General features: G+C 70.9%; 19 protein-coding genes and 2 tRNA genes. 7 read left to right on the top strand and 14 right to left on the bottom strand.

Features of this window, described 5'->3' with window-relative positions; all coding sequences use genetic code 11:
* The first annotated feature begins 13 nt into the window (after window positions 1-13).
* Window positions 14-964 carry an acyl-CoA thioesterase gene (locus tag AC3DEV_RS05330; protein WP_488371508.1) on the top strand — a complete coding sequence of 317 codons (951 nt, stop codon included), beginning with the start codon at window positions 14-16 and terminating at the stop codon, window positions 962-964.
* Between the two features lie 111 nt (window positions 965-1075).
* Here the strand turns inward: AC3DEV_RS05330 and AC3DEV_RS05325 are convergent.
* The 3 genes from AC3DEV_RS05325 to gltX form a co-directional block, all read right to left on the bottom strand.
* Window positions 1076-1148 (bottom strand) — tRNA-Glu (locus AC3DEV_RS05325).
* Window positions 1149-1201: 53 nt separating this feature from the next.
* Window positions 1202-1273: transfer RNA gene (locus tag AC3DEV_RS05320), tRNA-Gln, on the bottom strand.
* A gap of 106 nt (window positions 1274-1379) precedes the next feature.
* Window positions 1380-2864, bottom strand: coding sequence for a glutamate--tRNA ligase (gene gltX, locus AC3DEV_RS05315; protein WP_488371507.1), 1485 nt, complete (start codon window positions 2862-2864; stop codon window positions 1380-1382).
* A gap of 128 nt (window positions 2865-2992) precedes the next feature.
* Between gltX and AC3DEV_RS05310 the strand changes: the two genes are divergently transcribed.
* A complete protein-coding gene (locus tag AC3DEV_RS05310; protein ID WP_488371506.1) occupies window positions 2993-4123 on the top strand; it encodes an isochorismate synthase in 1131 nt (376 codons plus the stop codon).
* A 28-nt stretch (window positions 4124-4151) separates the two neighbouring features.
* Here the strand turns inward: AC3DEV_RS05310 and AC3DEV_RS05305 are convergent, their stop codons facing one another.
* From AC3DEV_RS05305 to serA, 5 genes are all read right to left on the bottom strand, one after another.
* Window positions 4152-4946 carry a fumarylacetoacetate hydrolase family protein gene (locus tag AC3DEV_RS05305; protein WP_488371505.1) on the bottom strand — a complete coding sequence of 265 codons (795 nt, stop codon included), beginning with the start codon at window positions 4944-4946 and terminating at the stop codon, window positions 4152-4154.
* A gap of 10 nt (window positions 4947-4956) precedes the next feature.
* Window positions 4957-5676, bottom strand: coding sequence for an exonuclease domain-containing protein (locus AC3DEV_RS05300; RefSeq protein WP_119192420.1), 720 nt, complete (start codon window positions 5674-5676; stop codon window positions 4957-4959).
* Window positions 5676-7538, bottom strand: coding sequence for a putative nucleotidyltransferase substrate binding domain-containing protein (locus AC3DEV_RS05295; RefSeq protein ID WP_488371504.1), 1863 nt, complete (start codon window positions 7536-7538; stop codon window positions 5676-5678). The genes AC3DEV_RS05300 and AC3DEV_RS05295 overlap by 1 nt, the downstream gene beginning before the upstream one ends.
* Before the next feature lie 97 nt (window positions 7539-7635).
* Window positions 7636-8655 (bottom strand): 3-isopropylmalate dehydrogenase, encoded by a 1020-nt coding sequence (locus AC3DEV_RS05290; RefSeq protein WP_069390246.1) that lies wholly within the window; start codon window positions 8653-8655, stop codon window positions 7636-7638.
* Between the two features lie 17 nt (window positions 8656-8672).
* Entirely contained in the window at window positions 8673-10265 is a 1593-nt protein-coding gene (serA, locus tag AC3DEV_RS05285; RefSeq protein WP_067718235.1) for a phosphoglycerate dehydrogenase, read from the bottom strand.
* A gap of 149 nt (window positions 10266-10414) precedes the next feature.
* On the opposite strand from serA, the gene AC3DEV_RS05280 reads away from it, so the two are divergent.
* Both AC3DEV_RS05280 and AC3DEV_RS05275 read left to right on the top strand, forming a co-directional pair.
* Window positions 10415-11062: a hypothetical protein gene (locus AC3DEV_RS05280; protein WP_488371503.1), complete on the top strand. Its 648-nt coding sequence runs from the start codon at window positions 10415-10417 to the stop codon at window positions 11060-11062.
* On the top strand, window positions 11059-12558 hold the full coding sequence (locus AC3DEV_RS05275; RefSeq protein ID WP_488371502.1) for a phytoene desaturase family protein: 1500 nt from the start codon (window positions 11059-11061) through the stop codon (window positions 12556-12558). Before AC3DEV_RS05280 ends, AC3DEV_RS05275 begins: the two co-directional genes overlap by 4 nt.
* A gap of 8 nt (window positions 12559-12566) precedes the next feature.
* On the opposite strand, the gene AC3DEV_RS05270 is transcribed toward AC3DEV_RS05275, so the two are convergent.
* From AC3DEV_RS05270 to AC3DEV_RS05255, 4 genes are all read right to left on the bottom strand, one after another.
* On the bottom strand, window positions 12567-14183 hold the full coding sequence (locus tag AC3DEV_RS05270; protein ID WP_182633856.1) for a hypothetical protein: 1617 nt from the start codon (window positions 14181-14183) through the stop codon (window positions 12567-12569).
* A 77-nt stretch (window positions 14184-14260) separates the two neighbouring features.
* Window positions 14261-15274 (bottom strand): ketol-acid reductoisomerase, encoded by a 1014-nt coding sequence (ilvC, locus tag AC3DEV_RS05265; protein ID WP_488371501.1) that lies wholly within the window; start codon window positions 15272-15274, stop codon window positions 14261-14263.
* 54 nt (window positions 15275-15328) lie between these two features.
* Window positions 15329-15835: an acetolactate synthase small subunit gene (ilvN, locus tag AC3DEV_RS05260; protein WP_067718247.1), complete on the bottom strand. Its 507-nt coding sequence runs from the start codon at window positions 15833-15835 to the stop codon at window positions 15329-15331.
* On the bottom strand, window positions 15832-17727 hold the full coding sequence (locus AC3DEV_RS05255) for an acetolactate synthase large subunit (RefSeq protein WP_082924012.1): 1896 nt from the start codon (window positions 17725-17727) through the stop codon (window positions 15832-15834). Before AC3DEV_RS05255 ends, ilvN begins: the two co-directional genes overlap by 4 nt.
* Window positions 17728-18014: 287 nt before the next feature.
* Between AC3DEV_RS05255 and AC3DEV_RS05250 the strand changes: the two genes are divergently transcribed.
* A complete protein-coding gene (locus AC3DEV_RS05250; protein ID WP_083249449.1) occupies window positions 18015-18449 on the top strand; it encodes a PH domain-containing protein in 435 nt (144 codons plus the stop codon).
* Here the strand turns inward: AC3DEV_RS05250 and AC3DEV_RS05245 are convergent.
* The gene (locus AC3DEV_RS05245; protein ID WP_488371500.1) at window positions 18342-19799 is read right to left on the bottom strand and encodes a YhgE/Pip domain-containing protein; all 1458 of its coding nucleotides are present in this window, start codon (window positions 19797-19799) and stop codon (window positions 18342-18344) included. The genes AC3DEV_RS05250 and AC3DEV_RS05245 overlap by 108 nt on opposite strands.
* A gap of 189 nt (window positions 19800-19988) precedes the next feature.
* Here AC3DEV_RS05245 and ilvD point away from each other — a divergent pair, with 189 nt between their 5' ends.
* Window positions 19989-21827 (top strand): dihydroxy-acid dehydratase, encoded by a 1839-nt coding sequence (ilvD, locus tag AC3DEV_RS05240; RefSeq protein ID WP_366220066.1) that lies wholly within the window; start codon window positions 19989-19991, stop codon window positions 21825-21827.
* Window positions 21828-21866: 39 nt separating this feature from the next.
* Here the strand turns inward: ilvD and AC3DEV_RS05235 are convergent, their stop codons facing one another.
* On the bottom strand, window positions 21867-22685 hold the full coding sequence (locus AC3DEV_RS05235) for a DoxX family protein (protein WP_069388420.1): 819 nt from the start codon (window positions 22683-22685) through the stop codon (window positions 21867-21869).
* Between the two features lie 67 nt (window positions 22686-22752).
* Here AC3DEV_RS05235 and AC3DEV_RS05230 point away from each other — a divergent pair, with 67 nt between their 5' ends.
* A complete protein-coding gene (locus AC3DEV_RS05230) occupies window positions 22753-23775 on the top strand; it encodes an oxidoreductase (protein WP_488371499.1) in 1023 nt (340 codons plus the stop codon).
* Window positions 23776-24010 lie beyond the last annotated feature (235 nt).

Genomic DNA, 24010 nt, shown 5'->3' with positions numbered 1-24010 from the left:
TAGCGTGCGGAGCGTGACCACACCTCGTCAGACCGTCCTGCGGTTCCTCGCTGCGCCCACCGATGTCGGCACGGGCACGCAGGTGCACACCGGCCGCATCCTCGAGTGGATCGACAAGGCCGCCTACGCCCTGGCGGCGGGGTGGTCCGGCGGATACGCCGTCACCGCCTATGTCGGGAACATCCGCTTCTCCCGCCCGGTCGTCTCCGGCGAACTCATCGAGGTTTCGGCCCGACTCGTCCACACGGGTTCGACGTCGATGCACATCCAGTGCGACGTCCGGGCCTGCGATCCCGTGACGCTCGACTACCGGCACTGCGCCGAGTGCCTCGTGGTCTTCATCGCCGTCCGCGACGGCGCGCCCACCCCCGTACCTCCCTGGACGCCCGCGTCCCGCCTGGAGGTCCACGAGTCCGACGAGGCTGTCATGCGCATCGGGCTGCGCAAGGACATCGAACGGGCGATGGCGGAGCAGACCTATTCCGCCGCGGGCACAGCGCCTCGTTCGACCCTGCGGTTCCTCGCGGCACCCGGGGACGTCAACTGGGGCGGCAACGCGCACGGCGGGCGCATCATGTCCTGGATCGACGACGCGGCGAACCTCTGCGCCACCCGGTGGTCGGGTACCCCCTGCACCTCGGTGTACGCCGGCGGTGTCCGGTTCTACCACCCGGTGAAGATCGGCCACGTCGTGGAGGTGGAGGCCCGTCTGCTGCACACGGGTCACGAGACCATGCACGTCTCGGTCCACGTGGGCTCCGGAGAGGCCACCTCTCCGGAGAGGACGCTCACCACCCACTGCCTGACCGTCTGTGCGGCACTCGGGCCGGAGGGTAGACCCACCCCGGTGCCCCGGTGGGCCCCGGTGTCCGCCGAGGACCACGCACTGGACGAGCACGCCCGCCATCTCATCCGCCTCCGGGGGCGGGGCAGGGTGACCGGGCCGGTCCGGGCCCCGGCCTGAACGGCGACGCGAATGCGGGGGCCGACGGCCGACCGCGATCCCTGGAATCCGCCCCCGTCCCCCGCAACGAGGAAGGCGCCCGGAGCGTTGTGCTCCGGGCGCCTTCTGCTGTACCCCCGATGGGATTCGAACCCACGCTACCGCCGTGAGAGGGCGGCGTCCTAGGCCGCTAGACGACGGGGGCTAGGACACGGATCCGCGTGGGATCCGCTGTAGCGAGCGCTGCGACGCGCTCAGCTGGCCTACCAGGACTCGAACCTAGAACGACGGTACCAGAAACCGCTGTGTTGCCAATTACACCATAGGCCACTGCATTCACTTTTCCGCCCCTCGCGGGGCGCCTCGAAGAGACTATCAAACCACCGAGGGTGAATAGCAAATCGCCTGGTCAATCCGTCTGTTTCCGGACCCCGAGCTAGTCGGCGACGGGAGCGGACCGCAGCCGCGACAGTGTGGCCTCCCGACCGAGCAGCTCCAACGACTCGAACAGCGGCGGCGAGATGTGCGATCCCGTGACCGCCACGCGCACGGGGCCGTAGGCCTTTCGGGGCTTGATGCCCAGGTTCTCCACCAGCGCGCCGGACAGTGCGGCCGCGATGGCCGGGGTCGTCCACTCCTCGACTGCTTCCAGCGCCGCGATCGCCGCGTCCACGACCTCTCGGGATTCCGCCTTGAGGTTCTTGGCCGCAGACTGGGCGTCGACGGTGAACCCGGCCTCGTCCACGAGGAGGAACCGGATGAGCTTCCACGCATCCGACAGGACGACGATGCGGGTCTGGAGGAGATCTGCCACGATCGCCCACCGCTGGGCGTCGACACTCTCCGGCAGGGTCACTCCGTCCTCGTCGGGGTGCGCGACGAGGTACTCGCGCAGGCGGCGGGCGAACTCCTCGGCCGGCAGCTGCCGGATGTGCTCGGCGTTGATCGCGTCGGCCTTCTTCTGGTCGAAGCGGGCCGGGTTGGCGTTCACCTGGCGCACGTCGAACGCCTCGACCATCTCCTGCAGGGAGAACACGTCGCGGTCATCCGACAGCCCCCACCCGAGCAGGGCCAGGTAGTTGAGCAACCCCTCCGGCAACATCCCGCGGTCGCGGTGGAGGAACAGGTCCGACTCGGGGTCACGCTTGGACAGCTTCTTGTTGCCGTCGCCCATGACGAACGGCAGGTGCCCGAACGCGGGGACGTCATCCGCCACCCCGATCCGCATCAGGGCACGGTAGAGGGCGATCTGTCGGGGGGTGGAGCTGAGCAGATCCTCGCCCCGGAGGACGTGGGTGATCTTCATCAGTGCGTCGTCGACCGGATTGACCAACGTGTAGAGCGGGATCCCGTTGGCCCGCGTGAGCGCGAAGTCCGGCACGGTGCCCGCCCTGAACACGGTCTCCCCGCGGACCAGGTCGTCCCAGGCGAGATCCTCGTCCGGCATCCGCAACCGGATCACCGCGCCGCGCCCCTCGTCACGGAACGCCTGCTTCTGGTCCTCCGTGAGGTCGCGATCGAACCCGTCGTACCCGAGTTTGGGGTCCCGCCCGGCGGCCCGGTGGCGGGCCTCGACCTCCTCGGGGGTGGAGAACGACTCGTACGCCTCCCCCGCCTCGACCAGCCTGCGCACCACGTCCAGGTGCAGATCGCGCCGCTCGGACTGGCGGTACGGCGCGTACGGGCCACCCACCTCGGGGCCCTCGTCCCAGTCGAGGCCCAGCCACCGGAGGGCGTCGAGGAGCGACTGGTACGACTCCTCCGAATCCCGGGCGGCGTCGGTGTCCTCGATGCGGAAGACGAACGTGCCACCCGTGTGCCGGGCGTGGGCCCAGTTGAACAGGGCCGTACGGACGAGACCCACATGGGGTGTGCCGGTGGGGGACGGACAGAAGCGGACGCGGACGTTCGAGGCGGTCATGGAGCCCATCCTAGTGACGGTCCCGGCTCGCACCCCCGGCGAGGACCGGCCTAGGATCGGCGGGTACCCGTGGCCGCCGTCCGAGGAGGCGCGATCCACGCAGGAGTCCGAATCGAGGGAGGCGTGCCGTGGCGTCTGGGCACCAACCCGACGTCGCACGCCCGGTGACCGCCCCGGACTTCCTGCTGTCCCGTCCGACCGGCTCGCTGCGCACCCAGGGTGCCCTGAACTCGTTCACGGATCCGGCGGACGCGGCCCTGGCCCTGCGGTCCGGCGCCAGTGGTCTGATCGTGGGCGCTATCGGTTTCGAGCCCGACGCGCCCGCCGCTCTGGTCGAACCCGACGTGGTGGTCCGCGTCGACGGCCCACTGGAGCCCCCCGCCTACTTCCGCCGGATGCGCACCCGCGCCCACGTCACCCGGGAGATCCCCACGTCCTCGGAGCACCGCGCCAGGGTGTCGACCGCGATCGCGGGGGTGCGCTCCGGCGAGATCGACAAGGTGGTGCTGGCCAGGGCGGTCCGGCTGTCTGCCGATCAGCCCATCGACCCCCACGCCGTGTGCGCCGCACTCATCGACTCCAGCCCGGCGGCGGACGGCTACCTCGTCGACCTCTCCCCCGCCGGCGGGGTCCACGCCGGGCGGGTCCTGGTGGGCTCGAGCCCCGAACTCCTCGTCCGCCGCCGAGGCGATCTGGTGGAATGCCACCCGCTGGCAGGGTCCGCGCCCCGCTCCACCGACCCGGCCGCGGACCAGGCCGCCGGCCGCGCCTTGCGCGCGTCGGGCAAGGACGCCTCCGAGCACGCATTCGTGGTGGAGTCGCTGGCACGGGCCCTGGAACCACTGTGCACGGATCTGGAGATCCCGGACCGCCCCACTCTCACGTCCACCCGCGAGATGTGGCACCTCGGGACCCGTATCCGGGGCCGTGTCGCCGACCCCCGCACCACCTCGCTGGACCTCGCCCTCGCCGTGCACCCCACGCCGGCGGTGTGCGGGACACCGACGGACGAGGCCCGGAGGCTCATCGCCGCGATAGAAGGGGAACGGGGATTCTACGCCGGGGCCGTCGGGTGGTCGGACGCCGGCGGAGACGGCGACTGGATGGTCACCATCCGGTGCGCCGAGATCGACGCGGACCGGTCGGGAGCGATCGCCTGGGCCGGCGGCGGCCTGGTCGCGGACTCGCAACCCGACGACGAGGTCGCCGAGACCGGCGCCAAACTCCGCACCATCCTGAGGGCGTTCGGAGCGTCCTAGAGCGATGGTCGGCGCCGGTCGCCCGGACCTACCGGTCGACGACGGGGTTCGTCAGCGAGCCGATGCCCTCGATCTCGATCGTCACACGGTCGCCGGGCAGCATCGGGCCGACCCCTGCCGGGGTACCCGTGAGGATCACATCGCCGGGAAGGAGGGTCATGACCCGGCTGACGTACTCGACGATCTCGCCGACGGTGTGCATGAACTGGGAGGTGTTGCCGTCCTGCCGCACCTCGGACGTGCCGTCGGGGTGGGTGAGGGTGACCCGGACGTCGAGCCCGTTGGGGTCCAGGTCGGTGACGATCCACGGACCCAGCGGGCAGAAGGTGTCGTACCCCTTGCCCCGCGTCCACTGACCGTCCGAGAGCTGCTGGTCGCGGGCGGTGACGTCGTTGGCGCAGGTGTAGCCGAGGATGACCTCGTGGGCCCGCGCGGCGGCGACGTCCCGGCACGGCTGCCCGATCACCACGGCCAGCTCGCCCTCGTGGTCGACCCGCTCCGAACTCGGCGGGTAGGCGATCGATGCCTCGGGGCCGACGACCGACGTGTTGGGCTTGAGGAAGATCAGGGGCTCGGCCGGGGCCTCCGACCCCATCTCCTCGGCGTGGTCGGCGTAGTTCTTACCGACGCACACGATCTTGGAGGCCAGGATCGGGGCGAGCAGACGCACGTCGGCCAGCGGCCATACGCGGCCGGTGAACTCGGGGGTACCGAAGGGGTGCTCGGAGATCTCGGCACAGGTCAGCGAGGACGGGTCGGACATGTCTCCGCGGACCTCGACGAAGGCGAAACCCTGCGGGTGGGCGATACGGGCGAGACGCATACCCGCGATCCTAGGCGGTCCGCAGGTCCCGCAGCGTCCGCGCCCCACGGTCGCGGAGCTCGGTGACCTGTGCGAGGTACAGCTCGGCGCAGGCGAGGGCGTCGACCAGCGGGTCGTGTGCGCGGTACTGCGGCAACCCGTACCTCTCGCGAGCACCCCAGAGCCGCAGCCTCTCGGGCGACGGGTCGGCGGTGAAGCCCATGTCGACGCCCCCGCCCAGGACCCGCCGGTGCAGTTCCAGGGTGTCGACGGACTCCAGTGGTGGCCGGATGCCGAACGTGCGCCGACACAACGCTCGCAGGAAGTCGACCTCTATCGGGCAGTAGTGCGCGACCAACACCCGCCCGGTCAGAGCCGTGAACACCCGGTCCAGGACGTCCTCGACATCCTCCCCGGTGGCCATCGTGTCGTCCGTGAGTCCGTGCACGGTGGCACTCTGCCCCACCCCGTCGTCGTCGTCCGGACCGTGATCGGGACGCAGCAGCACCGATCCCGCTCCGCCCAGGACGATCCGGTCCCCGTCGACGGGGACGAACCCCACCGCCAGGACCCGGTCGTGCCGGGGATCGAGCCCGGTGGTCTCGACGTCCACCGCGAGGAGGGACAGGTCCTCGAGCGGAGTGGTCGGATCCGGCGGCGGTGTCTCCAGAAATCGCCGCAGTGGCCCGTCGGGGGCCCGGCGGGCGGCACTCCTCCGGCGGCCGGCCGCGGTCAGCCGTGGCAGGACCATCACATCTGCCCGACCCGGTATCGGATCTGCAGCGCGCTCTGCGCTCCCGCGATGATCCGGAACGCCGCCCGGAGCCGATGGCGGTCCTTGGTTCCGAGGGTCGACGGGTCCACGTTGTTGTCGAGGTCCGAGTGCTCCTGGATCTGACGTGCGTGGTGGCGCAAGGCCAGCCCGCGCAGGAACCGGAACGCCTCGATGAGGTTCTCCGCGTCCGAGCGGGCGATCACCCCGGCGCTCGCCGCCGCGTCGAGACGGCCGAGCGTCGATACCTCGTCCAGCCCCGCGGACAGGGCGTACAGACGCGCGATCTGGACGACGGGCGCGATCCCCCCGGCCTTGAGGTCCAGGGTGTTGCGGTACTCGCCGCGGCGTGCGACGACGAGCCCGCGGAGGAAGCCGAGCGGCGGTTGCCACTCACACGCGATCCGGGCCAGATGCGCCTGGAAGCGCGGGCTGCCCTTCGAGCGGAGGAGCATCTCGCGCTGGACGCGGACGGCGAGTCCGCTCTCACCGTGGACGGGACGGAGATCGAAGAACACCTGGCTGTGCAGAACTGCGTCGGCCTCGGGGGCCCCGACCCAGTCCCGTACCGTCCCCTCCCACTCCGCGCAGGTCCGCCGCCACCGCGGGTTGGTCGCCATCACCCCACCGGGACAGAGCGGGAAGCCCGCCCGGTCGAGACCCGTGCAGACGCGGTCGGCGAGCTCCGCGAAGTAGTCGTCGGAGCCGGCGACCTCGTGTGCCCCGTCGTCGAGGATCAGCGCGTTGTCCTGGTCGCTGGACACCCCGAGCTCACCCCGGGCCTGGGAACCGAGTCCCACCCAGCAGTACGGCACGGGAGGCGGTCCGAGGTCGGCCTCCGCCAGCGCGATCAGGCGGCGCGTCGCCGCATCGGCGGTGGCGGTGACGACCCGGCCGATATCCCGCGGCGTGGTGCCCCGCCGGACGAACTCGCCGACCAGCGGTAGCAACCGGGCGGACAGTTCCGCCACGGTCTCGGTGTCGGGGGCCCGCGAGATCCGCGCGGCCAGATAGACCGGGTCGGACTGCGCCAGGCGCAGCAGGTCCCCGCTCGTGACCATCCCCGCGGGGGCACCGGCCTCGCACACCGGCAGGTGATGGACGCCGCGTTCGATCTGGAGCAGGGTCGCGTCGAACGCGCGGGTCCGGGCGTCCACCGACACCGGGTCGTGGGTCATGATCGTCGACACCGGCGCCGCGGTGTCGCCACCAACCGCGACCACCTTCGAGCGCAGGTCGCGATCGGTGAAGATGCCGACCACGCGTCCGCTCTCCACCACCAGCAGCGCGGAGACGCGCTCCCGGGACATGATCTGCGCCGCCTCCAGGATGGTGGTCCCGGGCTCGGTGGTGACCGCGTCGCGGGTGAGGAGATCCCCCACCGGTGTGCTCAGGGGGTCTCCCCCGGCCGCGGCGACCCGGGCGGAGGCGAGGTCCTGGCGGATCCGATCACTCCGCGCACCGAAGAAGTCCCGGATCCCGGGGTGGGCGGCCGCGAGTTCGTCGAACACCTCGCGCGGCATCTCGAGTAGCAGAGTGTCCGCGACGGCCTCCATGCGGTACCGCGACGGGCCGGAACGGGTCAGCGTCGAGTAGCCGAAGCAGTCACCCTCGTCGCGCGCGTCGAGCAGGACACCGTCCGGGTCGCACACCTCGACGGCGCCCGTGCGGATGATGTGGAGGGTGTCGTTGGCGTCCCCTGCCTCCAGGATGACGGTCCCCCGCCGGTGGTAGCGCTGACTGAGCCTCGCGGGCAGGCGGTCGAGCACCTCTCCGGGCAGCTCGTCGAAGGGGGCACAGCGCGCGAGGAAATCCCTGACCTCGGCGAGTTCGACGTCCATTCCACCACTGTGGACGCCCACGGCCCGCGGTGTGATCACTTCTCGCGATTCACACCCGCGGGCCGGGGTCCGGACGTGGGGTCAGCGGGGCGGTGGACTAACCGCTGACGGCCGCGACGATCCGGTCGCCCACCTCGGAGGTGACGATCGGGGCGTCGCCGCGCGAGCCGAGGTCGGCCTCGACGGCCGCCTCCACTCGATCGGCCTCGGCCATGTGACCGAGGTGGCGCAGCAGCAGTGCCACGGACAGGATGGCGGCGGTGGGGTCCGCCTTGCCCTGTCCGGCTATGTCCGGGGCCGAACCGTGGACGGGCTCGAACATGGACGGGTTGGTCCCGGAGGCGTCGATGTTGCCCGACGCCGCGGTGCCGATGCCTCCGGTGACCGCGGCCGCCAGGTCGGTGATGATGTCGCCGAAGAGGTTGTCGGTGACGATCACGTCGAACCGGGACGGATCGGTGACCATGTAGATAGTGGCGGCGTCGATGTGGCAGTAGTCCACCTCGACCCCGGGGAACTCCGGAGCCACCTCGTCGACGGTGCGCTGCCACAGCCCACCGGCGTTGACGAGGACGTTGGTCTTGTGGACCAGCGTGAGCTTGTTGCGCCGCGACTGCGCACGGGAGAACGCGTCGCGGACCACGCGCTCCACGCCGTACCGGGTGTTGACGGAGGTCTCGGTACCGATCTCGTGCGGTGTCCCCACACGGATCGCACCGCCGTTACCGGTGTAGAGCCCCTCGGTGCCCTCGCGGACGACGACGAAGTCGATCTCGCCCGGGTCCTTCAGCGGGGTTGCCGACCCAGGGAAGAGCCGGGAGGGCCGCAGGTTGACGTGGTGGTCGAGTGCGAACCGCAGCGGGAGCAGCATGCCCCGCTCGAGCACGCCGGCCGGCACGGAGCGGGGATCACCGATGGCGCCCAGCAGGATCGCGTCGTGGCCTCTGAGGCTCTCCACGTCCGCGTCCGTCAGGGTCTCGCCGTTGCGGAGGTACCGGCGCGCGCCGAGGTCGTATTCGGTCTTCTCGACACCGGGGACCAGCGCGTCGAGCACCTTCAGTGCCTCGGCCGTGACCTCGACGCCGATACCGTCGCCGGGGATGACTGCGAGCTTCATGATGTCGTCGTCCCCGCTCAGACCAGGTTGATCTGGGTCGCGGTGGCGTCGAGCTCGGAGACGATCCGGTCGACGGTCGGCTCGGCGACCGTGCGGTCGACCCGCAGGATCAGCGACGCGCCCTCGCCGGAGGCGTCCTGGCTCAGTGCTGCGGCCTGGATGTCGATGCCCTCCCCGCCGAGGATGGAGCCCACCTTGCCGAGCACGCCCGGGCGGTCGGAGTAGTGAACGAACAGGTTCTGGCCCTCGGCGCGCAGGTCGAACCCGCGCTCGTTGATCCGGACGATCTTCTGCACCTGATCCAGGCCGGCCAGCGTGCCGGTGACATCGGCCGACGCGCCGTCCGCGGCCACGGCCGTGACGGTGACGGTGCTGCGGTAGGACTTGGACTCGCTGTGGGTCTCCACCGAGTGGGTGACCCCCCGCTGCTCGGCCATCTGGCCGACGTTGACGAAGGTCGCGGGCTCGTCGGTGATCGCGGAGAACATGCCGCGCAGGGCGGCCAGCCCGAGGACGTCGACCTGCTCGGATGCGAGCTCGCCGGCGACGTCGATCCGGACGGTCGTCGGGATACCCGGGCACAGGTGGCCGGCGACCAGTCCGAGCTTGCGGACGAGGTCGAGCCAGGGTGCGACCTCGTCGCCGACGGGACCACCGGTGACGTTGACGGCGTCGGGGACGAACTCCCCGCGCAGGGCGAGCAGCACACTGCGGGCGACGTCGGTGCCGGCGCGGTCCTGCGCCTCGCTGGTGGAGGCGCCGAGGTGCGGCGTGACGACGGTGTTCTCGAGCTCGAAGAGCGGCGAGTCGGTGCACGGCTCGGTGTCGAACACGTCGAGCGCCGCGGAGCGGACCTTGCCGGACTTCAGTGCGTCGACGAGCGCGTCCTCGACGATCAGACCGCCGCGGGCGGCGTTGACGATCACGACGCCGTCCTTGGCACGGGCCAGCCGCTCGGCGTCGAAGAGACCGGCGGTCTCCTTGGTCTTGGGCAGGTGCATCGTGATGATGTCGGCGCGGGAGACCAGCTCGTCGATGTCGACCAGCTCGATTCCCAGCTGCGCCGCGCGGGCGGCGGGCAGGTAGGGGTCGTAGGCGATGAGGTTGGTCTCGAACGCGGCGAGTCGCTGCGCCACGAGCTGGCCGATGCGGCCCAGGCCCACGACGCCGACGGTCTTGCCGAGCAGCTCGACGCCGTTGAAGGAACTGCGCTTCCAGGTGTGCTCGCGCAGGGTGCGGTCCGCGGCCGGGATCTGGCGGCAGGCGGACATGAGCAGCGCGACCGCGTGCTCGGCGGCCGAGTGGATGTTGGAGGTGGGCGCGTTGACCACCATGACGCCGCGCTCGGTGGCGGCGGGGATCTCGACGTTGTCCAGGCCGACGCCCGCGCGCCCGATGATCTTGAGGTTCGGCGCGGCGGCGAGCACCTCGGCGTCGACGGTGGTGGCCGAGCGCACGAGCAGTGCGTCGGCGTCGGCGACCGCCTCGAGCAGCTTGGGGCGATCCGGGCCGTCCACCCAGCGGACCTCCACGGCGTCGCCGAGCGCGTCGACGGTCGACTGGGCGAGCTTGTCGGCGATGAGGACGACGGGCCGTCCGGATGCTGTCACAGTGGGTTCTCCTCGGTGTCATTTCGGGCACGGCCAGTCTAGGGCACCTGTCACCGGCGCCGAGCAGTGGCCGGTACGCGCCCGGACGCCTACCGTGACGAGGGTCGGCGACCCGACGTGACCACCGCCGCGCGACGAACGGAGCACCGATGCCCCGCACTCCCCGGTCGGCCCAGCCGCCGGTCCGCTTCCCCGACCCCTGGTTGCCCGTGCTGGCCCCGGCACGCGGCCCGACGGCGGTGGCGATGTATCTGCGGGCCCACCTGTACGGCGCCGCGGTGGGGCGCAGCGTCCTGGACCGCTGCATCAGTGCGGTCGATCCGGAGGACCGGGTGCGGTTGGTTCCGCTGCGCCGGGAGTTCGAGGAGGAGATCGACACCGCCGCCCGCCTGTTGGCGGTGCTCTCACCTCTGGGGGCCCCGGGCCGTCGGCTGGTGCGGTGGTCCGCCGCGGTCAGCCTCACCGCACTGCCGGTGGGCCCGGTGGTGCGCGATCCTCTGGCCCGGCTCGCGGTCCTGGAGGCGCTGCGCACCCTCGTGGTTGCGAAGCGCTCGATGTGGGAGTTGCTCGCCGCGTCGTGGGTCGCGGACGGCCCGGCGTCCGCTGCCGGGAGGTCCGGAGCGGAACCCGACGTCAGCAACGACGACAACTGCGACGACGACGACAGCGGCGACGACGACGAGCCCGGCGGTCCCGACACCGGCCGGCTGCTGCTGGGACTGGCCGACCAGGCCCGGTCACAGGAGGACCTGCTGGAGCAACTGCGACGCGCCTACGGTCTGGCGGTCTTCGAGTGAGCGCGTCCGGGACCGTGCGTGCGGACGTCGTCGTGGTGGGCTCCGGCCCCAACGGCCTGGCCGCCGCGCTGTTGTGTGCGCGGGCCGGGCGGCGGGTGGTGGTGCTGGAGGCCCAGGAGACCATCGGTGGCGGGTGCCGAACCCTGCCGATGGGCGATATCGCGACCGGCATCCCGGAGGACGTCGTGAACGGGTTGCTGGTGGATCCGTGCTCGGCCGTGCACCCCATGGCGGGGGCATCCCCGTTCTTCCGTGGGTTCGACCTGCCGGCCCACGGGGTCGAGATGCTCACTCCCCCCGTTCAACTGGCTCACGCACTGCCGGCCCGCGACGCGATCGTCGTTCCCGCGTCCCCATCCCCCGCCGCCCTCGCAGAGGGCCTGGGGTCGCGCGCGGAGGCCGACCGGTGGTGGAGCCTCATGGGCCCCCTGGGTCGCAGGGCGGAGGACGTCGTCGCCACGGCCCTGTCCGATCAGCGCTCGGTCCCGCACCTGGGGGCGACCGCGGCGCTCGGCGCGGCGTTCGTCCGCGCCCACCCCCGCGGTGTGGTCGGCGATCCCCTCGGTCCGGACGGACGGACGCTGCTGTCCGGGATCTCGGCCCACGCGATCACCCCGCTGTCCTCCCCCGCCGCGACGGGGGTCGGCCTCGTCCTGGGCTCGTTGCTCCACTCGCCGCTCGGCTGGACGCTGCCGGTCGGCGGCAGCGGGGCCATCACCGCCGCACTGGCCGAGGCGATCCGGGATGCCGGGGGGGAGATCCGCACCGGGGTCGGCGTGGATTCGCTGGCACGGCTCGACGCCCGGGACGTCGTCTTCAACACGTCCTCCCGGATCCTCGGCGAGATCCTCATGGCATCCTCGCCCTCTCCGGCCGTGGCCCGCCGCGCACGCAGACTCCTGGAGGCGCCGGTCGGCGGGGCCGCGGCGAAGGTCGACCTGGTCCTGTCCGGCCCGGTTCCGTGGCGCGACGGCCGGCTCGCCGACGCCGGCACTGTCCACCTGGGTGGGGATTCCCATGCCATCGCGGCCGCCGAGCGCGAGGTCGCCGCCGGTCGGCACGCCGATCGGCCCATGATCCTCGTCTCCCAGCCGTGGGTGACCGATCCGGGACGAATCGCCCCGGACGGTCGACGTCCACTGTGGTCCTACGCGCACGTGCCCGCGTTCTCCGACCGTGACCAGACCGAGCAGGTGCTCGCCGCGCTCGAGGCGGTCGCGCCGGGGGTGCGGGACGTGGTCGTGGCCGCCCACTGCACGCCCGCGGACCGGATGGCCGAGCACAACGCCAACAACGCCGGTGGGGACATCGCGGCGGGGCGCGTGGACCTGCGGGGGCTCATCGCCCGCCCGGTGCCGCGGGCCGACCCGTTCGCGACCGGCATTCCCGGGGTGTGGCACGCCTCCGGCTCGACCCCTCCCGGCCCGGGCGTGCACGGCATGGCCGGGCAGCACGTGGCGGAGCGCATCCTCGGCGGGTTACCGACTCGCTGGTAGGAAGCGAATCACTGGTAGGACACGAACCACGGCCGGGGCTCGACCGCCATGGTCTGCTCGGGCGTGAACGTGGGGGTGTCCTCGTCATAGAAGTTCTTCCACGCCATCCGGATGCCGGACGGCAGCCCGCTGCGCAGGACGTCCCACGTCTCCATCTTCAGGTCCGGGGTGCCGTGACCGTCGGCGTGCAGGACGATTGACACCTCCGGCCTGGAGGTGTCGATCTGGTCGCGGTCGTCGATCATGGCCATGCTGAACTGGTGGAGGATGAGGAGCTTCTGTGGCCCTCCGCTGTCCCGGGTCAGGTCCGCCAGCCAGTCGGTGACCCGGTTGATCTCCTCGGCGTCCACCGACCCGATCTGCGCGCCCGGCTGTTGTCCCGGCTCGAGCTTCCACTCGGGGTCGAGCGCGAGTCCGACGTTCGGGCGGGTGAGCAACTCCTCGAAGATCCTCGCCTGATCGAGGAGGTCGGCCATGCCGGGCTGGAGGTCAATCACCGCGTACCCGCCGGCGTCGGTGATGGCGTCGATCAGCGGGACGAACTCCTGCGGGTCCCACTCGTTGGTGTAGTTGCCGTCGGGTCCGGCGGACGTCGAGGCGACCGTCGCGATGATCTCGAACGCCGGGATGACCGGTTCCGGGGAGTGCGGCTGGTACTCCCCGACCAACTGCTGAACCCGCGCCACGCTCTCCTCTGGTCCCTGCTCGCCGAGGATCCCCAGGGCAGGGGTGATCGGCGACCCGTAGGCGGCCACGAACCGCCGGCCCGGGAACAGCAGCTGTCCGCCGCCCGGCAGTTCGGGAACCGTCCGCGCCTTCTCCACCCGGTCCTCGAGTTCGTCCTCGGTGCCCCACCCGGGCCCGAGCGCGTAGACCGCCTCGGCGTCCCGCACCGCCTCCACGGACCCGCCGTCGACCCGCGGGTCCGGGGTACGGAGGTGGGACACCGCCGCCCCGACGGCCACTGCCGTCGCGACCGCCGCGACCGGCGTCTCGTCGTACACGAGCACGCTGGGTGCGCCCTCGCCGTCCCATGCGGGTTCGCCGCTGTCGAACGGATCGGGGGCCGCGCCCGCGCCGTCGGCAGCGGTGATCTCCCCGGCCGTCATCAGCGCAGGCGTACCCGGCACCTGGTGGACGGTGACGTCGTCGATCCGCCCCGGCGGGACCTCGACCTCGGAGTCGAACGTGATCCCGGTCAGCTCCTCGAGCTCCGGCCGACCTCCCGGGGCGTCGACCACCTCGCCGTCGTCGGGTGTGAAGGCCACCTGCCCGACCCGCAACACCCGCTCGGCGCCGAGTCGCGACACCTCGTCGGCCAATGCCGCGTCCCCGCCCTCGACGGCGGTGAGCATCGGTGCGTGCAACCCGACCGCGACGGAGGCGGCGCGCGCCTGCGCGGCGGCGTCCGGGGCTGCCACCACGACCACCGGGGCGGACTCGATGAGCAGTCTCGTGGTCTCCACGCCGGACCCGTCGGCGTCGGCGGCGACCCGCGTGCCCTCCACCGGGGCGGCTTCGGTTCTCGGTCCGCCGTCACCGGGGTCGGACGTACACGCCACGGTCGTCCCCACCAGGGAAACGGCGAGGACCGCCGCACCCACTCCTCGGTTGAAGTGGCGCACGGCGGTCCTCCTGCTGAAGTCGGGAATCGATCCCGGTGGACCCTACAGGGGCTTCACCGGGTCGGACCCGCGGACCCTCAGGCAGTCTCCGTGATCGGCCGGTCGACCCAGCTCATGAGGTCGCGCAGCTTCTGGCCGGTGACCTCGATCGGGTGCTCGGCGTTCTCCTTGCGGAGCTGCTCAAGCTCCTTATTGCCGCCCTCGACGTTGGCCACGAGGCGCTTGGTGAAGGTGCCGTCCTGGATGTCGGACAGGATCTCCTTCATGCGCTCCTTGGTGCCGGCGTCGATGACCCGCGGGCCGGAGAGGTAGCCGCCGAACTCCGCCGTGTCGGACACCGAGTAGTTCATGCGCGCGATGCCGCCCTCGTACATGAGATCGACGATGAGCTTGAGCTCGTGGAGCACCTCGAAGTAGGCGAGCTCCGGCTCGTAGCCGGCCTCGACCATGACCTCGAAGCCCGTCTTGACGAGCTCCTCGGTGCCGCCGCACAGCACGGCCTGCTCACCGAACAGGTCGGTCTCGGTCTCGTCCTTGAAGGTGGTCTTGATGACGCCCGCGCGGGTGCCACCGATCGCCTTCGCGTAGGACAGCGCGAGCGCCTCGCCCTCGCCCTTCGGGTCCTGCTCCACGGCGATGAGCGCCGGGACGCCCTTGCCGTCGACGAACTGACGACGCACGAGGTGACCGGGGCCCTTGGGGGCGACCATCGCGATGGTGATGTTCTCCGCCGGCCTGATGAGGCCGAAGTGGATGTTGAGGCCGTGACCGAAGAACAGCGCGTCGCCGTCGTTCAGGTTGGGCTCGATGTCCTCGGTGAAGATCTGCGCCTGCGAGGTGTCGGGGGCGAGCAGCATGATGACGTCGGCCCACTTGGTGGCCTCGGCGGCGGTCATGACCTTGAGGCCGGCCTCTTCGGCCTTCGCGCGGGACTTGGAGCCCTCACGCAGGCCGATCGCGACCTCGACTCCGGAGTCGCGCAGGCTGAGCGAGTGCGCGTGCCCCTGCGAGCCGTACCCGATGACGGCGACCTTGCGGCCCTGGATCAGCGACAGATCCGCCGAGTCGTCGTAGAACATCTCCACTGCCATGGTGGATTCCCTTCGTGTTGTTTCGTGAAGTCGAGACTTGTGTAGGAGTCGAGACTATCGAGTGGTGTTGATGGACTTGGGGCCGCGTCCGAGCGCGACCATGCCGGACTGCACGATCTCGCGGATCCCGTAGCCGTCGAGCATCCGCAGCAGCGCGTCGAGCTTGTCGGGGGTACCCGTGGCCTCGAGAGTGAGCGACTCGGGTGAGACGTCCACGATGTGTGCGCGGAACAGACTCGCGATCTCCACGATCTGACCGCGGTTGGTGGCGTCGGCGCGGACCTTGACGAGAGTGAGCTCGCGGGCCACCGAGCCGGCCGGATCCTGCTCGACGATCTTGATGACGTTGACGAGCTTGTTGAGCTGTTTGGTCACCTGCTCGAGCGGGAAGTCCTCGACGTTCACGACGATGGTCATGCGCGACAGGCCTTCGGTCTCGGTCGGGCCCACGGCCAGCGACTCGATATTGAACCCGCGCCGGGAGAACAGCGACGAGACGCGCGCGAGCACGCCAGGCTTGTCCTCCACCAGCACGCTCAGGGTGTGGGAGCGAGCGCTCACTGGTCCTCCTCCTCGGCGGCGATCACCGCGGCGTCGATCCGCTCGGTCGCCTCGTGGATGTCCGCGGCGTCGTCCGCCACGGAATCGGTGTCGTCGAACAGCGGCCGGATGTCCCGGGCCGCCATGATCTCGTCGTTGGACGTGCCCGCCGCGACCATGGGCCACACCTGGGCGTCCTTGCCCACGATGAAGTCGATGAGGACCGGGCGGTCGTTGATCGCGCGGGCCTGTGCGATCACGTCGTCGACGTCCTCGGCGCGCTCACACCGCAGCGCCACGCAGCCCAGGGCCTCGCCGAGCTTGACGAAGTCCGGGATGTGCATGGAGTGGGTCGACAGGTCGGTCTGCGAGTACCGCTCCTCGTAGAACAGTGTCTGCCACTGACGGACCATGCCGAGGTTGCCGTTGTTGATCAGCGCCACCTTGATGGGTGCGCCCTCGATGGCGCAGGTGGCCAGCTCCTGGTTCGTCATCTGGAAGCAGCCGTCGCCGTCGATGGCCCAGACCTCGGCGTCCTGACGGCCGAACTTGGCACCCATCGCCGCGGGGACCGCGTACCCCATGGTCCCCAGGCCGCCCGAGTTCAGCCACGTGCGCGGCTTCTCGTACTGGACGAACTGGGCCGCCCACATCTGGTGCTGGCCGACGCCCGCGCAGTACACGGCGTCCGGGCCGGCGGCGGCGCTCAGCCGCTCGATGACGTACTCGGGAGACAGGGAGCCGTCCGACTGCGGGCCGTAGCCCAGCGGGAACTCGCTGCGGATCTCGTCCAGCTCACCGACCCACACGGCCGGCTCGCCCAGCGTGCCGGATTCGCGCTCGCCGCGCAGCGTCTCGACGAGCTCGACGAGGACCTCCTTGATGTCGCCGACGATCGGCACGTCGACGGCCCGGTTCTTGCCGATCTCGGCCGGGTCGATGTCGGCGTGGATGACCTTGGCGTCCGGGGCGAAGGTGTCGAGACGACCGGTGACCCGGTCGTCGAACCGGGCGCCCAGGGTGACCAGCAGGTCCGACCGCTGCAGCGCCGCGACGGCGGCGACGGTTCCGTGCATCCCCGGCATGCCGTAGTGCAGCCGGTGGGAATCCGGGAACGCCCCGCGCGCCATGAGCGTGGTCACGACCGGGATGCCGGTCAGCTCGGCGAGCGCCATGAGCTCCGCGGAGGCGTCGGCCTTGATGACGCCGCCGCCGACATACAGCACCGGGCGCCTGGCCTTGCCGATCATCCGGGCGGCCTCACGGATCTGCTTGCCGTGCGGCTTGGTGACGGGCCGGTAGCCGGGCAGCTTCATCTCCGGCGGCCACGAGAACGTCATCTCGGCCTGCAGGACGTCCTTGGGGATGTCCACGAGCACAGCGCCGGGGCGACCGGTCTGCGCGATGTGGAACGCCTCGGCGATCATCCGCGGGATGTCCTCGCCGTGGGACACGAGGAAGTTGTGCTTGGTGATCGGCATGGTGATGCCCGAGATGTCGGCTTCCTGGAAACCGTCCGTGCCGATGAGTGCGGTCCCGACCTGACCCGTGATCGCCACGATCGGGACCGAGTCCATCTGCGCGTCCGCGAGCGGGGTCACCAGGTTGGTGGCGCCGGGGCCCGAGGTCGCCATGCAGACGCCGACCCTTCCGGTGGCCTGGGCGTAGCCGGTCGCTGCGTGACCGGCGCCCTGCTCGTGCCGGACCAGGACGTGCCGGACCTTGGCCGAGTCGTAGAGCGGGTCGTAGACCGGCAGGATGGCCCCGCCGGGGATGCCGAAGACGACCTCGGTGCCGATCTCCTCGAGGGACCGGACGACGGCCTGGGCCCCCGTCATCCGCTCTGGGGCCGCGGACCGGGCCTTCTGCTCTGCACCCGGACGGGGTCCGGGCTGTGCCGTTGGTGCGCTCACTTCAACTGTCCTTCATGCTGGTCGTGGAGCCGTGGTTCGTGGTCGGCCGTGATCGTGGATTTCTCTGACCGCGGTCTGACCCGGCAACAAAAAACCCCCGTCGGCCACGAAAGGCCGGCGAGGGTGCGCGTCGACGGAAAGCCAGGTAGGGCTCAGGCGCCGACGCGCCGGCCGAGTACGAGACCGTTCCAGGTGTTCACGAGGCCCAGACTAGGCCGCGGTCGACGGCAGCGTCAACTCGTGGAACATCGATCCCACTATGTGGGCCATGCCAGACTGGAGGCATCATGAGTGCCCCTTTCAGAGCTCCCGTCCCGGAGTCGAGCCCCCGCGATCACGCCCTCTTCCGGGTCAACCCGATGTCGTACGTCGTCATCGCCATTTTCGTGCTGGCGATCCTCTGGCCCGTCACGTCCTACCCCGTCGCCCTGGGCTGGCTGGTGCTGCTCCCCGTCGCCTTCGGTTGGTGGGTGGCCCGGACCTGGACCCGACTGGACGAGGACGGTGTCCACCTGTCGTCCTGGCGCTCCCGACGGTCCGTGCCGTGGGATGAGGTCAGGGGTGTGATGTTCCCCAAGCGTGGGTTCGCCCGGCTCGTGACCACCTCTGACACGTCACTCCCGATGGGCGGGGTCTCGTTCCACGACCTCCCGCGACTGTCCGGCGCCAGCCGTGGCCGTATCCGCGACCCGTACGCCGCGAGCGGACCCGAGTCCGCCTGACCCTCCCGCTCCGCCGGTCACCCCGCGGCCGGCGGGGACCCGGTCGGCCACGGCCTGGCGTCGCATACCCATCCGCTCGTAGACGACCGTGACCGCCACACCCACGACGAGTCCTGCGACCGCCCAGCCGCCGAGGACCCAGACCGCGTGTCCGAGACCCGCCTCCCACCCGGAGTCGAAGAACATGATCGACCGCAGCCCGAGGTAGGCCTGGTGCATCGGCTGTAGCGTCCCGATGGCCACGAACACCCGCGGGAGCATCTCGGTCGGGGTGGCGCCGCCCGAGGTGGGGATGCCCAGCACCACGAACACCACGAGGTTCACGAGCAGACCGGCGTTGCCGACAGCAGCGATGATCGTGTGCGCACACACCCCGACCGCGATGATGACCAGGTTCGAGAACCAGAACATGTGCCACGGGTCGTACCCGGTGACACCGATGATGTCCGCCACCCACAGGACGAGCCCCGAGACGAGCGGCGCCGTGATCAGGGTGACCACCCACTTGCGGGCCAGTGTCTGGAGCCGCCCGAACGGCGCCACGTGGAGATGGAGCGCCAACGGCCCGATCTCCAGCGGGATGAAGCCGAGCCGGGCGTCCAGGAGCGCGGAGATGATCATCGCCCCGGTGAATCCCGCCAGGATCACGACCAGCGCGTAGAACATCGGGAGCGACGCGTTCGACACCCCGTCCGGCAGCGGGTTCCACGCGACGACGTCGATCGCCACCGGATCGGAGAGCGCGACCGCGGCCGCGGCGCCGACGGTCCTGCCCTCGGCCTCGGCCAGCAGCCGGGACTGCGACAGCAGTTCGGTCCCCATCCGGTCGTGGAACGATTCCTGCATCGCGTCCGCCATGGTGTTCATGACCTGACCGGAGACGATGGACACGCGTGGCGAGTACTCGAGTGAGATGCGGGCGCGTTCGGGTGGCCCCGCCGCGTCGCCCGCCTCCGTCGCCGCGGCCTCGACGAGCCCGGCCACCCGCCCGCTCAGTTCGGGTGGGATACGGACCGCACCGAAGTACGTGCCGTCCCGGAGGCCCTCCTCGGCGGCCTCCGGATCCACCACGTGCAGCCGGACCCTCCCCCAGTCGTTGTTCTGGAGCAGCCCCGCGGTGATCCGCGACCCCATGTCGAGACCACGCGGACCGATCGGGGTCTCCAGGGTCGCGGCGACGTCCTCGTCCACCACCGCCACGGGGATGTACCTCGCGTGGGACTGCGGATCCGCGGTGCCCCCCAGGTACATGAACGACAGGAGGAAGAACAGTCCACAGACCAGGGCCACCGCCCCCGCCGAGTGCGAGAGGAACTCACGTAGCCCACCCGTGTGACCGGAGTCGGTCATGTCCATCCCCATTCGCGTCACGTCGAGGCCGGCCGGATGGCCGACCGTGAGAAGAGTAGACCCACATCGGGGCGTATTGTGTGGTGGTCACGGCGCGATCGGGTGTCGCCGCGGGGCGCGCGCACACCGCGGCCCCGTACGGCACGACCCCCGGAATGCGCCCTCCCCATCGAGTCGGAGCGAGGTCCCATGCCGCCCCTGAGGTCACGAACCAGTACCGCCGGACGCAACGCCGCGGGGGCGCGTGCCCTCTGGCGCGCGACCGGCATGACGGACTCGGACTTCGGTAAGCCGATCATCGCGATCGCGAACTCGTACACCCAGTTCGTGCCGGGCCACGTCCACCTGAAGAACGTCGGTGAGATCGTCGCCGAGCAGATCGCGGCGTCGGGCGGCGTGGCCCGGGAGTTCCACACCATCGCGGTGGACGACGGGATCGCGATGGGCCACGCGGGCATGCTCTACTCGCTGCCCAGCCGGGAGATCATCGCGGACTCGGTGGAGTACATGGTCAACGCCCACACGGCGGACGCGCTGGTGTGCATCTCGAACTGCGACAAGATCACCCCGGGCATGCTCAACGCCGCGATGCGGTTGAACATCCCCACCGTGTTCGTCTCCGGCGGGCCGATGGAGTCGGGGTTCTCCGTCGTCGTCGACGGCGTGGTCAAGGCGGGCTCGGACCTCATCACGGCGATCTCCGCGTCCGCCAACTCGGCCGTGGACGACGAGGGCCTGGACGCCATCGAGCGCTCGGCCTGCCCGACGTGCGGGTCCTGCTCCGGGATGTTCACCGCCAACTCCATGAACTGCCTCACCGAGGCCCTGGGGCTGTCGCTGCCCGGCAACGGCTCGACCCTGGCCACCCACAGTGCGCGGCGTGAACTGTTCGCCGAGGCCGGCCGGGTCATCGTCGACCTGTGCACCCGCTACTACCGGGACGAGGACGCCTCGGTGCTCCCCCGTTCGGTCGCCACCAGGTCGGCGTTCACCAACGCCATGGCGCTGGACGTCGCGATGGGCGGCTCCACCAACACCGTGCTCCACATCCTCGCCGCCGCGCAGGAGGGCGAGGTCGACTTCGACCTGGGCGACATCGAGCAGATCTCCCGCCGGATCCCCTGCCTGGCCAAGGTCGCGCCCAACTCGGACTACTACATGGAGCACGTCCACCGGGCCGGCGGCATCCCCGCGATCCTGGGCGAGCTGTACCGCGGGGGCCTGCTGGAGACGGACGTCCACTCGGTCCACTCCCCGTCGCTCGAGCAGTACGTCGCGGACTGGGACATCCGCAGCGGCACCGCGACCGAGAAGGCGATCGAGTTGTTCCACGCGGCCCCGGGCGGGGTGCGGACGATCGAGCCGTTCTCGACCGACAACCGCTGGGAGTCGCTCGACACGGACGCGGAGAACGGCTGTATCCACTCGGTCGAGCACCCGGCGACCGCGGAGGGCGGGCTCGCGGTCCTGCGCGGGAACATCGCGCCGGACGGGTCCGTCTTCAAGACCGCCGGCGTGTCCGAGGACAGTTTCCACTTCTCCGGTCCGGCCAGGGTGGTCGAGTCCCAGGAGGAGGCCGTCTCGGTCATCCTGGACAAGACGCTGCAGGCCGGCGAGGTGCTGGTGGTGCTCTTCGAGGGCCCGGCCGGCGGTCCGGGGATGCAGGAGATGCTGCACCCCACGGCGTTCATCAAGGGCGCCGGCCTCGGGACGAAATGCGCGCTCATCACCGACGGCCGCTTCTCGGGCGGGTCGTCCGGGCTGTCCATCGGTCACATCGCCCCGGAGGCCGCCTCGGGCGGCCCGATCGGCCTGGTGCGTGACGGTGACATCGTGACCATCGATGTCGCCACGCGGTCCATCTCGGTGGATGTCGACGACGACGAGCTGTCCCGCCGCCGCGCCGAGAGGGGCCCTCTCCCGTGGCGGCCGGTCAAGCGTGATCGGAAAGTGTCCACCGCTCTCCGCGCGTACGCCTCGATGGCGTCCTCGGCGGACAAGGGTGCCGTACGCATCCTGCCCGACTGACGCGCCTGGTCAGGGCCGCGCGCCCCGGCTCCCGAGCTCTCAGCCCGCGGTGACCGGGGCGCTGTCGGCTGAGGAGGTCAGCGGGTTGGTGCCGTTGAGGAAGTACCACACCAGACCGGCGATGACCGCCACGACGATCACCCACACGACGCCGCTGAAGCGGGGACGGTGGGACCATGCCCACTTGCGGTCGGCGGACCATCGCCCCGGTCCGGAGAAGAGGAGGGTCACCAGCGCCGCGGCGTAGAGGATCGACACCTCGAGTCCGCGGGTGGTGTCACTCAGCACGGGGATGGGGTCGGTCCCGGTCAGTCGGATCGCTATCCCCAGTCCGATGAGCCCCAGCAGACCGGCCGCCGCCACCGGGGTCGCGAGTCCCACCACGAGCATGACGCCCGCCACCAGTTCGACGGCGCCGCCGGCGATCGCCAGGATGCGGGCCTGATCGAATCCGGAGTCGGTGAGGGTCTGCGTGAACCCGTCGATCCCGGGCCCGCCGAACAGTCCGAAGAGCTTCTGCAGTCCCCGCATCGCGAGGAGGACGCCCACGGCCAGTCTCAGGACGAACAGCCCGAAATCGGCCGTTCCCCGGCGGCCGATCGTGTCCCGCGACGCGGGCGCGATGGTGGTGGGCTGGTCACCGAAGGGCAGGGGCGAGGACACGTCGTACCCCCCGGACTCGGCGAACTGCGAGTAGTCGGTGCGCCCGGCCGCGGGGAACGCGGTGGTCGCGCCGTCCCCCGAGCCGCCCCGCGAACCGGCGCCCGCGCCCTGGGCGTTGGGGACGTCGAGCGGGTAATCGACGTCGTGGATGATCTCGGTACGGGCGTCGTCGTCTCCGCGCTTTGAGGAAGTCACGGATCGACTGTAGGCCGATGCCGGTGCCCGGACGCTGAAGGACACGGCGCGCCGTAGTCTGGTCGGCATGAGATCGCTCCCGCTGCTGCTGGCACTGGCCGTCGCCGTGTCCGGTTGCGCGAGGTTCGACGACCGCCTCGAGGACCCGTTCACGCCTGCGGCCGGGCCGGGAATGGGTGCCGCTCCGCCGAGCCCTCCCGGCGCACCGACCCCGCCCCCGACGTCGCGCCCCGGGGAGCCGGAGCCCCCGGCCGAGACGGGCCCCTGCGTCGATCCCGACCCCGCCGTCATCGCGACCTGCCTTGAGCCGGCCGTCGCGGTGGCCGGGCTCGGTGAGCGAGCGCTGGTCGCCGAGTCCACGGGCGGGGTGAAGATCGTCTCCGCCGATGCCGACCCCGAGCAGTTCGGCAGGGTGGATCCCCGGTCCGGCCGGGTGGCCGCGGTCGCGCCGTCCCCGGATTTCGCCCAGGACCGGTTGGTGTATCTCCTCGTCGTCGGCGACGGACCCACCCGGGTCGAACGACTGGCGCGCGGCGACGCCCCCCGCACGATCGCGGAGCTCGCACCCGCGGACAGCGGTGGCCTCGCGTTCGTCGACGACATCCTGACCGTCGGCGCCGGCTCCGAGGTCGTCCGGTTCCCGACGTTCACCGGGATCGGCCGCGCGGAGGACCCCGAGGTGATCGGACGCGACCTCGGGCGCATCCAGGCGTTGTGTCCTCTCGGCGAGGATCTCTTCCTCTCCACGGTCACCGACCGCGGTGCGGCGATCCGGACACCGGATCGCACGGTGTGGACGTGGCCGGACCAGCGTTCCGCCGGTGGGTGCGCCGCATCCGAGGGCACGCTCGCCATCGCCCTCCCGGACGCCGAGCGGGTCGACACCCTCCAGACCGCCGGCGGCGCGGCTCGTGGTCAGCCCGAGGCGCTGGCCGAGGGCCGGTACGGGCGGCTGACCGGGTTGTCCGTCGTCGGCGAGGGCGTCCTGCTGGCGGGCACCACCAACAAGGATGGTGCATCACCAGTGCCCACCGATGACCGGGCCGTGATCCTCCCCCAGTCCGGTGGTGGCGGCGACGCCCGGACCTAGCTCGTCGAACGCTTGTGCCAATACGACACCCCGGGTAGGGTAGTACACACATTCGATTCGGAATGCCTGGCGCATGGGGGTGAGGGCCTTGGTGACGACGATGAGCCCTTCCGACTTCTGGGCGCTGCGCGCGGTGGATGAGCCGTTGGAGTCGTTGGACGCGTCAGCGCTCAGCGAGGTGGCCCGGTCGGTGACGCTGGCGCAGAACCTCGCCGCGGCGACCCGGCTGCACGCC

It is taken from the genome of Dietzia sp. IBK-p2-15D, from assembly GCF_057773105.1.
Note: the sequence above shows the minus strand (reverse complement) of the source record. Positions and strands in the feature narration are given on the sequence as shown.

Coding starts and splice junctions, on each gene's coding strand:
- AC3DEV_RS05250 (WP_083249449.1), top strand. CDS start 18,015: ATGAGTGCCCCTTTCAGAGCTCCCGTCCCGGAGTCGAGCCCCCGCGAT.
- AC3DEV_RS05230 (WP_488371499.1), top strand. CDS start 22,753: ATGAGATCGCTCCCGCTGCTGCTGGCACTGGCCGTCGCCGTGTCCGGT.
- AC3DEV_RS05305 (WP_488371505.1), bottom strand. CDS start 4,946: ATGCGTCTCGCCCGTATCGCCCACCCGCAGGGTTTCGCCTTCGTCGAG.
- gltX (WP_488371507.1), bottom strand. CDS start 2,864: ATGACCGCCTCGAACGTCCGCGTCCGCTTCTGTCCGTCCCCCACCGGC.
- AC3DEV_RS05290 (WP_069390246.1), bottom strand. CDS start 8,655: ATGAAGCTCGCAGTCATCCCCGGCGACGGTATCGGCGTCGAGGTCACG.
- AC3DEV_RS05300 (WP_119192420.1), bottom strand. CDS start 5,676: ATGGTCCTGCCACGGCTGACCGCGGCCGGCCGCCGGAGGAGTGCCGCC.
- ilvD (WP_366220066.1), top strand. CDS start 19,989: ATGCCGCCCCTGAGGTCACGAACCAGTACCGCCGGACGCAACGCCGCG.
- AC3DEV_RS05295 (WP_488371504.1), bottom strand. CDS start 7,538: ATGGACGTCGAACTCGCCGAGGTCAGGGATTTCCTCGCGCGCTGTGCC.
- AC3DEV_RS05245 (WP_488371500.1), bottom strand. CDS start 19,799: ATGACCGACTCCGGTCACACGGGTGGGCTACGTGAGTTCCTCTCGCAC.
- AC3DEV_RS05280 (WP_488371503.1), top strand. CDS start 10,415: ATGCCCCGCACTCCCCGGTCGGCCCAGCCGCCGGTCCGCTTCCCCGAC.
- ilvC (WP_488371501.1), bottom strand. CDS start 15,274: ATGGCAGTGGAGATGTTCTACGACGACTCGGCGGATCTGTCGCTGATC.